Raw genomic sequence first — 12,445 nt, 5'->3', positions numbered from 1 at the left:
CGTTCTCCTATTCCGCGGCCTGAAGCGTGGTCGGGGCCGGGATGAAATCTTCCCGGAAATGCTTCAATGCGCTGAGCACGGGGTAGGGCGTGAAGCCGCCGAGTGCGCAGAGCGAGCCGAATTTCATGGTGTTGCAGAGGTCTTCGACGAGCGCGAGATTTTCGCTGACGCGCTCGCCGCGGATGATCTTCTCGATGGTCTCGACTCCACGGGTCGAGCCGATCCGGCAGGGCGTACACTTGCCGCAGGATTCGATGGCGCAGAATTCCATGGCGAAGCGCGCCTGGTTGCGCATGTCGACGCTGTCGTCGAACACGACGATGCCGCCATGGCCGATCAGGCCGTCGCGTGCGGCGAAGGCTTCGTAGTCGAACGGGGTGTCGAACAGCGCACGGGGGAAGTAGGCGCCGAGCGGGCCGCCGACCTGCACCGCGCGGACCGGACGGCCCGTGAACGTGCCACCGCCGACGTCGTCGACGAGCTCGCCGAGCGTCACGCCGAACGCGGTCTCGAACAGGCCGCCATGGCGGATGTTGCCGGCGAGCTGGATCGGCATCGTGCCGCGCGAACGGCCCATGCCGAAATCGGCATAAGCCTTGGCGCCCTCGGCGAGGATGAAGGGGATCGCCGCGAATGACAGCACGTTGTTGATGACGGTCGGCTTGCCGAACAGGCCGTGATGCGCGGGCAGCGGTGGCTTGGCGCGGACCAGGCCACGGCGGCCTTCGAGGCTTTCGAGCAGCGAGGTCTCTTCGCCGCAAACGTAAGCGCCGGCGCCGACCCGCACTTCGAGATCGAAGCTGTAGGTCGAGCCGCCGATCTTGTCGCCGAGATAGCCGCCACGCTTGGCTGCCTTGATGGCCGCGTTCATCGCTTCGACTGCGTGCGGGTATTCGCTGCGGATGTAGATGTAGCCCTTGGTCGCGCCGACGGTGATGCCGGCGGTCGTCATGCCCTCGATCACCAGGAAGGGGTCACCTTCCATGATCATGCGGTCGGCGAAGGTGCCGCTGTCGCCCTCGTCGGCGTTGCAGACGATGAATTTGCGGTCGGCCTTCGCTTGCGCGACGGTCTTCCACTTGATGCCGGTCGGGAAGCCCGCACCGCCGCGGCCACGCAGGCCGGATGCGGTGACCTCGGCGAGGATCGCATCCGAGCCGAGCGACAGCGCGCGCTCGAGGCCCTTGTAGCCGCCATGGGCGCGGTAGTCGTCGAGCGAGCGCGGATCGATCACGCCGCAGCGGGCGAAGGTGAGGCGGGTCTGGCGCTTCAGCCAGGGGATCTCCTCGGTTGCGCCCAGCCGCAACAGATGCGACGTGTTGCTGGCGAGGGCGTCGAGCAGGGAGGGCACATCGGCCTCGGTGACCGGGCCGAAGGCGATCCGGCCCTGCGGCGTTGCAACCTCGACCAGCGGCTCCAGCCAGTACATGCCGCGCGAGCCGGTCCTGACGATCTCGACAGTAACGCCGCGCTTGGCCGCAGCCTGTTCCAGCGCCAGCGCAACCTCGTCGGCGCCAACGGCCACCGCACCCGCATCGCGTGAGACGAATAGACGCATGCTCATCGCTGGGCCTCCGCAACCAGTGCATCGAGGCGCTTCTCATCGAGCCGGCCAATGAGGCGGCCGTCGAGCATGGCGGACGGTGCGGTCGCGCACAGCCCGAGGCAGTAGATCGGCTCCAGCGTGACGCGATCATCGGCGGTCGTGTTACCGAGGGGCACGCCAAGCTTCGCCTCGGCGCGCGCAGCGAGAGCATCGCCCCCCGCAGCCTGACAGGCCTCCGCGCGACAAAGCTTCAGGACATGACGCCCGGCCGGCTTGTGGCGGAAATCATGGTAGAATGTGAACACGCCGTGTACCTCGGCGCGCGACAGATTCAGCGCCTGCGCCACCATGGGAATCGCCGCCTCCGGCACATAGCCGAACGCCTCCTGAAGGGCGTGCAGGATGACCAGCGTCGCGCCCTCTTGCTTCGCATTTTCGGCGATGATCTCGGCGCCGCGCTTCTCGTCCCAAGGCTCGTAAGAAGGCTCGTAAACCGCTGTCATTCTTTGTTCTCAGATTGAGCGTCCCTTATCGCAAACTATTTGGAATCGTTCGAAGATCAATAAAGCTGTCTCATGCTGCGATTGCGAATTCCGATCGATCCGGAAGCGCAATCGGGCGATACGGAAACGCAATTAATCGCGTTCCGCTTGCCGGTTTTTCCGTGTTGGTAATGACCTGCCGTGCTAGCTTGCATGCCACGATGGCATCCGAGGGGACGACCGGTTGATCGACAAGCTTGAACTGCTGCTGGCGCTGGCGAAAGAGCGGCATTTCGGACGCGCGGCAGAAGTCTGCGGCGTGACGCAACCGACGATGTCGACCGGGCTCAAGCAGCTCGAGGAGATCCTCGGCGTGATGCTGGTCCAGCGCGGCTCCCGCTTCCAGGGTTTTACCCCCGAGGGCGAGCGGGCGCTGGATTGGGCGCGGCGGATCGTGGGCGATGCCCGCGCCATGCGTGACGAGATCAACGGGCTGAAGCATCAGCTCTCCGGCGAAATCCGCATCGCGGCGATCCCGACCGTGCTCGGCATGGTCGCCCAGCTGACGACGCCGTTCCGCGCCAAGCATCCCGAGGTGCGCTTCCGCATCCAGTCCACGACCTCATCCGAGGTGCTGGGGCTGCTCGAAAATCTCGAGGTCGATGCGGGGCTGACCTATATCGAGAACGAGCCGATCGGCAAGGTGCGCACCATTCCGCTCTACAACGAGAGCTATCGCCTGCTGACCGCGCCGGACGGAATGTTCGGCGATCGCGAGACGGTGACGTGGAAGGAGGTCGGGCAGGTGCCGCTGTGCCTGCTGACGCCCGACATGCAGAACCGTCGCATCATCGACCGCGCGCTCCGCTCGGTCGGCGCGGAGGCGACGCCGACCCTGACCTCGAACTCGCTGCTCGTGCTGTTCACGCATGTGAAGACGGGGCGCTGGGCAAGCGTGATGCCGGCCAAGCTCGCCGAGACACTCGGCCTGTCCGATACGGTGCGCTCGATCCCGATCACCGATCCCGACGTCAATTACAGCATCGGCATGGTGATCCCGCAGCGCGATCCGATGACGCCGCTGATCGCCGCACTGGTCAACGTTGCGCGCGAGGTCGCGCCGTCGCTGCAATTGTAGGGTCAACAGCGTTTTCGAGCGAAGTGGATACCGGTTCGCGTGAAGAAAACGCGTTAAAGCGGGAATTGAGAGTTTCGATTCTGATTCAATCAGAACCGATGATGCTCTAGGCCGCAGCCGACATCCCGGACGCCGCCTTGATCGCATCGCGCGGCAGGGTCACGCGGACGACGGTGCCCACGTCGATCTTCGAGCGCAGCCGCATCGAGCCGCCGTGGAGCTGCGCCAGCGAGCGCGCGATCGCAAGTCCAAGTCCGGAGCCGTGATAGGTCTTGGTGAGCTGGCTCTCGACCTGCTCGAACGGGCGGCCGAGCCGTGCCAGCGAATGCGGCGCGATCCCGATGCCGGTGTCGGCGATCATCAGCACGATCTTGTCGTCGAGCTGCCGGCTGCGCACCACGATGCGTCCGCCGTCGGGCGTGAACTTCACCGCATTGGAAAGCAGGTTGACGATGATCTGCTTGGTCGCGCGGCGGTCGGCAACGACCGAGATCGATTTCTCGATCCCGGCGTCGAGCGTCAGATGCTTGTCTTGCGCGCGGCCGGAGACGACACGGAGGGACTCCGCGAGCGTCTGTCCGAGGTCGAGCTCTTCCATGTCGAGCTTCATGCGGCCTGCTTCGATCTTGGACATGTCGAGGATGTCGTTGATGACTTCGAGCAGGTAATGGCCGCTGGTCAGGATGTCCTGGCAGTATTCCTGGTACTTCTCCGAGCCGAGCTCGCCGAACATGCCCGAGCCCATGATCTCGGAGAAGCCGATGATGGCGTTGAGCGGCGTGCGCAGCTCGTGGCTCATATTGGCGAGGAATTTCGACTTGGTCTGGTTGGCTTCCTCGGCGCGGGTCTTCTCGCGCTGATACTTCTCGGCGAGGTCGGCGAGCTCGTTGGTCTGGCGCTCGAGGGCGGCCTGGGAGCGCTTCAGGTCGATGACGGTGGCGCGCAGGCGCAGATCGTTGTCGACCAGCTTCTGCTCGTGCTCCTTGATGCGGGTGATGTCGGTGCCGACCGAGACGTAGCCGCCGTCCTTGGTGCGGCGCTCGCTGATGTGCAGCCAGCTGCCGTCGTCGAGCTGCGCCTCGAAGGTGCGCGCGCCCGGTCCCTGGCTGGCGGTCTCGTTGTGGCGGGTGCGCACCTCCGGCATGCGGCCGACTTCGAGCACGGTCTCGTAGGAGGTGCCGGGGATGACGGCGCTGTCGGGCAGCTTGTGCAGGCGCTGGAAGTGCGAGTTGCAGAGCACGAGGCGGTCACCCGCGTCCCACAGCACGAAGGCCTCCGGAATGGTCTCGATGGCGTCGCGCAGGCGGAGGTCGGCTTCGACGGTGCGTTCGGCGAGGCTCTTCTGCTCGGTGATGTCGACGGCGATCCCGATCAGGTGCACGCTGGAATCGGTCGCCCCGTGCGTCTTCTCGCAGCGGACGCGGAGCCAGATCCAGTGACCGTCGACGTGCTGCATGCGGAAGGTCTGGTCGATGTGGTCGATCTTCCCGGAGATGAGCTGGTCGGCGATCTCGAACAGGTCGATGTCGTCGGACTTCACCAGCGCGTTGACCTCGCCGAAGGTGAGGAGCTCGTTACGACCGTCGAGGCCGAGCATCGAGAACATCGACTGCGACCAGAAGATCCGGCCGCGCGACAGATCCCAGTCCCACAGGCCGCAGCGGCCGCGGTTGAGCGCGGTGTCGATGCGGCCGCGCACGGCGTCGTTGATGAGGTCGCCCTCGCGGGCGCGGGTCGACTGCCAGTGGAAGGCGAAGCCGAGGATCAGGACGACGAAGCCGGTGGTCGCTGACAGCGTCACCGAGAGCGCGGCGTCCGAGCCCCAGATCGGCTCGTTGCGCTCCTGGATCACGGTGACGAGGCCCGGCAGCGACTTGATCTGCCGCGAGGTCGCCATCGCGGCGTTGCCGTTCGGCAGCGTCATGTCGGCGACGTTGTTGTCGCGCGGCGGCGCCGCGACCAGTTGCGCCGTGGTGATCGCATCGAGCAGGCGGTCGTTGCCTGAGGGGTCGCGGTCGATCGGAATACGGGCGAGGATGCGGCGGTCGACGCCGGCCGAGGTGACGACGACGTGGCGGCCGGAGGCCGTGCCCCAGGACGGGATCAGATCGGGCAGCAGCGTCGGCAGGTTCTCGATATTCTTGAGCCGCTCCTGCCGCGCGGAGGTCAGGCGATCGATCCGCTCGGCGAGCAGGTCGGCCAGCGCCGAGATGTCGTGGCGGAGCACCTGCCGCTTCTGACGCGTCTGATCGACGACCTGCACGAACGCGCCGAGACAGATCGTGACCAGGAACGCGATGATCAGCGTCGGCACGGCGCGGCGCAGCGCCGGCTCCGCGATCAGGAGCCGATGATAGGCAGGTTTCGCGATCGATTGCGCCAATCCCTTGATCGAATCGGATTGGACGCGCACGTTCGCGGCGTCTGCACGCGACATGCCTTCTGCCCCCTGGAAAACCTGCTTGCAACTTGAGTTCGGAAGCAGCCCCACGTCGCTTCCGAATCATGACCGATTTGAATCCAGTTTTCGCAGGCTGTCGAGAGTCAACGAATCGTTAACGCGAATTTATTCTTATCCAACGCGCAGTTTGCGCATCGCGCGGCCGCAAACTTACGTGCGCGGCGAGTCCGAAACGGGAACGTGTGACTCCCCGCACATTTCGCGTCACGCCCGCGGCGGCTCGGCGTGGCTGATCACGCGCTTCACGCTCGGGAACGCGCGGCGGAGGGCGCGCTCGATCGCGTCGACATGCTCATGCACCTTGATCACGCTCATCGAGGGCGTGGCACGGCAGTGGAAGTTGACGATCTCGCCGGCGTCGGTGTTGCGGACGCGGACATTGTGGATGTCGTAGATCTCGCCGCCGGCGGCATATTCCGTCAGGGCGGAGGCGATGGCCCGCACCCGTTCCGGCACGGCATCGACCCCGAACGGCAGTTCCGGTTCCAATGGCTCGATGTGGACGTCGACCTCGACGTCGGCGCCGAACTCCTCCTGGATGCTGCGCTCCAGCGTGTTGGCGATGTCGTGGGCAGCGTCGAGCTGCATCCCGGCGTCGACCTCGAGGTCGATGCCGACGATCAGCTTGGCGCCGAGGTCGTGCACCGTGACGTGGTGGATGGCGAGGCCCGAATTGTGGGCGATGACCATGATGCGGTCGCGCACGGTCTCGTTGTCGCGCGCGACGGGGACGGCGGTGAAGGTGAGGTCAGCGTCGCCGAATGCCTTGTCGACCGCCGCCTGCGCCTTGCGCTTGATTTCCTCGACGCGGTCGATCGGATAGGTCCGCGGCACCTTCGCGATGGTGTCGATGAACATGGTTGCGCCCACCATGCGCAGCCGCAGCCGCTCGACGTCGATCACGCCGGGCACGCCGAGGATCGCGGCCGTGGCCTTCTCCTGCGCGCCCTCGGGGGCGCGATCGACCAGCGTTTGCACGGTCGAGCCGGCCATGCGCAGGCCGAGCAGGGCGATCATCACGGCGACGGCGGCGGCGGCCGCGGCGTCGCCCCACCAGAAGCCGAGGGCGGCCAGGATCAGGCCGATGATCACGGCGAACGAGCCCAGCACGTCGGAGGCGAAATGCAGCGCGTCCGCCGCGAGCGCCTGGCTGCGCGTTTCCCGTGCGGCGCGGTGCAGGGCGCGGGCACGCCACAGGTTCACGACGATGTCGATCACCAGCACCACGAACGGTACGGCCGAGATGGTCGGCGGCGGAGTTCCCTCGCGCAGGCGGCTGTAGGATTCGACCAGGATGCCCCCGGCGAGCACGTAGAGCAGGGCGGTGACACCGAGCGCGGAGATGCTCTCCAGCTTGCCGTGGCCGTAATGGTGCTCTTCGTCGGCCGGCTTGTCGGACACCCGCACCACCGCCCAGGTGATGATGGTCGCGACCAGGTCGATCGAAGAATGCAGGGCCTCGGAAATCAGCGCCAGCGAGCCGATCGCGATGCCGACCGCGAACTTGGCCGCCGCCATGCCGCCGCTGGCGAAGATCGAGATCGCGGCGACCGAGGTCTTGTTGTGCTGTGCGCTCATGGCCGGGGATTTAGCAGCCTAGGGCTGAACATCAAGCGACGATCCACAGCTGTAGTCGCGAGTGAGTTGCAGGAGCGAAGCTATTGCGAATGCTTCTGAATTGAATGCGGGCTTAAGCCACTTGCCCAGCTCTCGCAGGGTGGGCAAAGGCGCGTAGCGCCGTGCCCACCATCTTTTCGCGATCGCTAGCTGGAATGGTGGGCACGCTTCGCTTTGCCCACCCTACGAGACCGCGCGCTCGTCGCCCGGCCAGGGTCACAGCGTCACGACGATCTTCCCCAGGTGCTTGTTCGCCTCCATGTGCTCGAACGCCTTGTCGATGTCGTCGAACGCATAGACCTTGTCGATCGGCAGCTGCAGCTTGCGTGACTCGACCGCGCCCCAGATGTCCTTGCGGACCTCGTCGAAGATCTCGCGGACCTCCTCGATGGTGCGGGTGCGGAAGGTGACGCCGACATAGTCGATCCGGCGCGCGGCATGCAGGTCGAAGTTGAAATCGGCATGGGTGCCGCCGAGCCGGCCGACATTGACGATGCGGCCCTTGACCTTGGTGGCGGCGAGGTTCTGGCTCGCGACCTTGCCCGAGACCTGGTCGACGATGAGGTCGACGCCTTCGCCGTTCGTCGCCTTCAGCACCTCGTCCACCCATTTTGGGTCGGAGGAGTCGACGGCGAGGTCGGCGCCATATTCCTTGAGCCGGCCGCGGCGATAGGCATCGGTCGACGAGCCGATCACGAGCTTGGCGCCCTTGAGCTTGGCGATCTGCATCGCCATCAGGCCGACGCCGGAGCTCGCCCCCTGGATCAGCACGGCTTGCCCCGGCTGCACGCCGCCGACGGTGACGACGGCATTGTGCATGGTCGCGAGCGCGACGGGCAGGGTGGCGGCTTCCTCGAAGTTCATGTTCGAGGGCGCGCGGAACAGCCGGCCGTGATCGGCCAGGGTGTATTCGGCAAACGCCGCGCCGCCCGAGCCCATGATGCGGTCGCCGATCTTCACGCCCTTGGCATCCGGTCCGAGCTCGGCGACCTCGCCGGCCCATTCCATGCCGAGCACGGTGCCGGCACCCCCGACGGCGCCATGGGCGTGGCCCTTGCGCATGCCGGTGTCGGCGCGGTTCAACCCGCAGGCGCGGACACGAACCAGCACCTGCGCGCCTTTGGGTGTGGGTTGAGCGACGTCGGAAATCGTAGCTCCACCAGGGCCGTAGACGTAAGCCTTCATGAATTACTTTCTTGCGCTTGATGTATCTGTTTAAGCGACGGCGAGTATCACCTCGCCTCTCGGGCGATAGTTGTCCTTCTTACTCCGCTGCTTCGCGTTGTGGATGAACGATCATGCCTTCCAGCCTGTTCCTGATGATGGCTTCGGCCTCGCGCACGATGCGGGAGACCAGCTCGGCGCAGCTCGGGATGTCCTGGATCAGCCCCTGCACCTGCCCCGCCGACCAGATGCCTTCGTCCGAATTGCCGGTCGCATAGACCATCTTGCCGCGGGCACCGGCGACGAGCTCGCGGATGTCCTCGAACTTGGCGCCTTCCTTCTCCATCGCGACGACCTTGGTCGAGATATCGTTTTTGGCGACGCGCGAGGTGTTGCGCATAGTGCGGAAGATCAGCTCGGTCTCGCGCTCGTCATTGGCGACGATCTTCTCCTTGATGAGCTGATGGATCGGGCTTTCCTTGGTCGCCATGAAGCGGGTGCCCATGTTGATGCCCTCGGCGCCGAGCGCCAGGGCGGCGACGAGGCCGCGGGCGTCGGCAAAGCCGCCCGAGGCGATCATCGGGATCTTGACCTTGTTGGCGGCGGCCGGGATCAGGATCAGGCCGGGGGTGTCGTCCTCGCCCGGGTGGCCGGCGCATTCGAAGCCGTCGATCGAGATGGCATCGACCCCCATGCGCTCGGCCGAGAGCGCGTGGCGGACGCTGGTGCATTTGTGCACGACCTTGACGCCGTGCTTCCTGAATTCGTCGACATGCTCCTGCGGCTTGTTGCCGGCGGTCTCGACCACGGTGATGCCGGCCTCGATGATGGCGGCGCGGTATTCGGCATAGGGCGGCGGCTTGATCGCGGGCAGGATGGTGAGGTTGACGCCGAACGGCTTGTCGGTGAGGTCGCGGCAGCGCGCGATCTCCTTCCTGAGATCCTCCGGCGTCGGCTGGGTCAGCGCCGTGATGAAGCCGAGCGCGCCGGCATTCGCGACCGCGGCGACCAGCTCGGCGCGTCCGACCCATTGCATGCCGCCCTGGACGATCGGGTGCTCGACGCCGACGAGCTTTGTGAACCGTGTCTGCAACATGATCTGTTTCCCCCCGGGCGGCCCGCAGGCTCTGTTGTCGGTTGATGGCCGAAGGATGCCGCCGGGGGTGGCAAAAGTCTATCAGCGCGGGCGTGCGGTCAGGGCGGGGCGATCATGCGGGAGGTGAGGGAGATTCCGTAGGGCGGATAATTGGGGGCGCCGTTGCCCGATGAGGCAAGCTCTTTCCTGAAACTCCACCGTCATACCCCGCGAAGGCGGGGTATCCAGTACGCCGCGGCTTCTCGGCTCTAGCCTCGCTGTCTCTGGAATACTGGATTGCCCGCTTTCGCGGGCAATGACACCGAGTATGGAGTGAACGGCTACTCCGCCGACAGCCGCACCATCTGGCGGCCGCCGTTCATTTCCTTGAGGCTGTTGACGAAGTTTTCCGGGCGCTGCCAGCGGTAGGGGACCTCAAGGCCCATGAACTCGGCGATATCGCCGATGAAGCCGGTGCAGTTGGTGGTCTCGGCATTCCAGACCGGCGAGCTCGCCTGCAATTTCTTGATGTAGGCGAAGACGCGCTTGGCGTCGGCTTCGTTCAGATAGACGCGATAGTTCGCGGTCAGATAGTCCGGATCGAGATCGCCGTAGCTCGCGCCGGTTTCGGCTGGCACCCAGGTGAGGTGACCGAGCACATAGGCCCAGGTGTCGCCGGCGGGCGTGAGACCCGCGACTTCGACGGCGCGCTCATTGGTCTTGCCGTACCAGACGAACGCATGGCCCCAGCTCGCCGCCGTCCGCGCGCGGAAGTCGACGTAGTAGGGACCTTTCTCCGCGCGCGCGACCGGGCGCCGCGTCGATTGCGGCTGAGGTCGCGATGTGGAGTCGGTCGTAGCAAGCGCATTGGCATCGGCAACGCGCTTGTTCGCTTCGTGGGCCGAGGCCGAGGGGGTCGTGCAGGCGAGCATCGCCGCGAGGGCAAATCCCGCAAGGATGCAGGATCCCGATCGATCAGATTTGTTCGTCACGCTGTGCCCCTCGACTACCGGCCGCTTACGCTGGTTTTGCGCGTCGTTCGCTAAAGCCTCAGTAGCGCGCCGCGACCGGGCCCGGCGCCTTGCCGATCGGGGTCTTTCCAATCGGGCTCTTGCCAATCGGCATCTTGCCGATCTGAGCCTGCTCAGCCGGATAGACCGGCACGGGCTGGCGGCGCGGCAGATCCGCGGCGTTGGCAGCCGTCACCAGAGCAAGCGTGGCACCCAGAGCAATTACAATCTTCTTCACAGTGATACCCCTAGAAGGTTTGGTCCAAACACGGCACGGCCGTGCCCCCAGACACGCCTCACAGAAGGGCGGCGGAATGCGACCAAGTTGCGGCGCGCGCGGGACATGTTGGCGGCATTGATCGGGCGTACACAGATGTGATGTTTCCAGATGTTTCGGGGGCTGCGTGATGCCCGCGCGCACTCACCCGATTCGGTTCAGGCTGTTCCGAATCGTCGAGAAGATGCCGCCGATATCCTTGCGCAAGGCATCCAGCGCGTTGAAATTGTCGAAGATGCGGGCGAGGCGGTCTTCGACTTCGCGCTTGCTCTTCGTCAAGGCATCCACGCGTGAGGCGAGGGTGACGTCGCCGTTCGCCTCGATCTCGCCGACCGTTTTCGCGAGCAGGTCGCGCGTGGTGCCGACGTCCGCGATCATTGCCTCGATCCCGAACACCGGCGCCTTCAGCGGGACGAGGTCGGCCTGCGACTTCGACAGCTCGGTCTTGAAGGTGTTGAGCGTTGCCAGCGTTTCCTGCAGCGCGCCGAGGCGCTGGCGCGACTGGAGGACGAAATCGTTCAGCGCGTTCTGGCGGTCGACGAGGGTCTTGCCGTCGGGGTCGGTCTCCACGTCGGCGAGCGAGCGTTCGAGCTGGGCCTGGCGCTGGCCGAGCTCCTCGAAATCGAGCCGGATCGCTTTCAGGATGTTGAAGTTGTCGTCGATGCGGGCAAGGCGCTGCTCGATCTCGATCTTGTTCTTCGACAGCGTCTCGACGCGAGTGTCGAGCGGCGCCTCGCCGCCGGTCTCGAGCTCGTCGATGCTCTTGGCCAGCCGGTCATGGCTGAGGCCGAGCTCGCCGATCAGGGCATTGATGCCGGCGTCCGACGCGCGCAGCGGGACCAGCTCGGCATGGGATTTCGCCAGATCTTCCTTGTACTGGTTGAGGGTCATGAACGTGTCCTGGACCGCGTTCACCCGTGACAGCAGCGCCGATACGTCGGGCGCCACGTCTTTCAGGCGGTCGGCGAGGTTGTTCTTGCGGTCGTCGGTCTCGAGGTCGAGCAGGGAGCGCTCGAGCTGGTTCTGGCGATCGCGGATCTCGGTGAAAACAGGCTCGACCGCGCGCCGCTGATCGGCGACCTTGCCGACCATCTCTCGTACCCCCTGCTGGCGCCGGCGGATCTCGGCGAGCTGGTCGTGCATGTCGGTGGATTCGTTGCGGCCCTGCTGGAGAAGCGCGCGCTGCTCAATCTCGCCCAGCTTGTCGTGGAGCGCGGAGACGGCCTCCCGGGGATCGCTTTCGATCAGATGCTGGACGGTGGCGTCGAGGTGGTTTTGCAGCGCGTGGGCGACGACGACGTCCTCGCGGGTCTTCTTGAGGCGGTCGCGCAGGGTATTGAGGCGCCGGTCCTGACGCGAGAGCCGCCAGGCGGGGGCGCCGATCAGCGCCAGCCCGAGCGTCACGATCGCGCCGGTTGCGATACGCTGCGGCATAGGCAGGTCCGCAAACAGCGTAGGCAAGTGCGCGACGTCATAACCAAACGCCTGCTGGGCGAGGATCGCGATCGCGGCTAGCAGGACAAACCAGGCAACCACGAAAAACAGCCACATCGTGACTTCCCCACCCGGGACACATTCTCGCCATAGTTGCTATTGGAGAGCGGAACCGAGATCAAGGGGCGCGCGGATTGCCTGACGTGTCAGCCAACGCGATCCACAGCCGCCGGTGTCAGCC

At 65.6% G+C, this 12,445-nt stretch carries 10 protein-coding genes; 1 reads left to right on the top strand and 9 read right to left on the bottom strand.

Annotated features, from left to right (window positions below; translation table 11 throughout):
• Positions 1-7: 7 nt before the first annotated feature.
• Positions 8-1,564 (bottom strand): NADH-quinone oxidoreductase subunit NuoF, encoded by a 1,557-nt coding sequence (locus OWC48_RS03810; protein WP_282518738.1) that lies wholly within the window; start codon positions 1,562-1,564, stop codon positions 8-10.
• On the bottom strand, positions 1,561-2,049 hold the full coding sequence (locus OWC48_RS03805) for a formate dehydrogenase subunit gamma (RefSeq protein WP_282518737.1): 489 nt from the start codon (positions 2,047-2,049) through the stop codon (positions 1,561-1,563). The genes OWC48_RS03810 and OWC48_RS03805 overlap by 4 nt, the downstream gene beginning before the upstream one ends.
• A 223-nt stretch (positions 2,050-2,272) precedes the next feature.
• Between OWC48_RS03805 and OWC48_RS03800 the strand changes: the two genes are divergently transcribed.
• Entirely contained in the window at positions 2,273-3,166 is an 894-nt protein-coding gene (locus tag OWC48_RS03800; RefSeq protein ID WP_014496684.1) for a LysR family transcriptional regulator, read from the top strand.
• A gap of 106 nt (positions 3,167-3,272) precedes the next feature.
• On the opposite strand, the gene OWC48_RS03795 is transcribed toward OWC48_RS03800, so the two are convergent.
• From OWC48_RS03795 to OWC48_RS03765, 7 genes are all read right to left on the bottom strand, one after another.
• On the bottom strand, positions 3,273-5,603 hold the full coding sequence (locus OWC48_RS03795) for a PAS domain-containing sensor histidine kinase (protein ID WP_282518736.1): 2,331 nt from the start codon (positions 5,601-5,603) through the stop codon (positions 3,273-3,275).
• Between the two features lie 228 nt (positions 5,604-5,831).
• Entirely contained in the window at positions 5,832-7,205 is a 1,374-nt protein-coding gene (locus OWC48_RS03790) for a cation-efflux pump (RefSeq protein WP_085400612.1), read from the bottom strand.
• Between the two features lie 255 nt (positions 7,206-7,460).
• Positions 7,461-8,429 carry a zinc-binding dehydrogenase gene (locus OWC48_RS03785; protein WP_282518735.1) on the bottom strand — a complete coding sequence of 323 codons (969 nt, stop codon included), beginning with the start codon at positions 8,427-8,429 and terminating at the stop codon, positions 7,461-7,463.
• Between the two features lie 79 nt (positions 8,430-8,508).
• On the bottom strand, positions 8,509-9,504 hold the full coding sequence (locus tag OWC48_RS03780; RefSeq protein WP_282518734.1) for a nitronate monooxygenase family protein: 996 nt from the start codon (positions 9,502-9,504) through the stop codon (positions 8,509-8,511).
• 320 nt (positions 9,505-9,824) lie between these two features.
• Positions 9,825-10,475, bottom strand: coding sequence for a hypothetical protein (locus OWC48_RS03775; RefSeq protein ID WP_282518733.1), 651 nt, complete (start codon positions 10,473-10,475; stop codon positions 9,825-9,827).
• A gap of 58 nt (positions 10,476-10,533) precedes the next feature.
• Positions 10,534-10,737, bottom strand: coding sequence for a hypothetical protein (locus OWC48_RS03770; RefSeq protein ID WP_282518965.1), 204 nt, complete (start codon positions 10,735-10,737; stop codon positions 10,534-10,536).
• Between the two features lie 177 nt (positions 10,738-10,914).
• The gene (locus OWC48_RS03765; RefSeq protein ID WP_282518732.1) at positions 10,915-12,321 is read right to left on the bottom strand and encodes a hypothetical protein; all 1,407 of its coding nucleotides are present in this window, start codon (positions 12,319-12,321) and stop codon (positions 10,915-10,917) included.
• Positions 12,322-12,445 lie beyond the last annotated feature (124 nt).

Origin of the sequence: Bradyrhizobium sp. Arg816 (genome assembly GCF_029989365.1) — a bacterium.
In the GTDB taxonomy this organism is placed as follows: domain Bacteria; phylum Pseudomonadota; class Alphaproteobacteria; order Rhizobiales; family Xanthobacteraceae; genus Bradyrhizobium.
The sequence above is the reverse complement of the archived record's forward strand: the minus strand, read 5'-3'. Positions and strand labels throughout refer to the sequence as shown.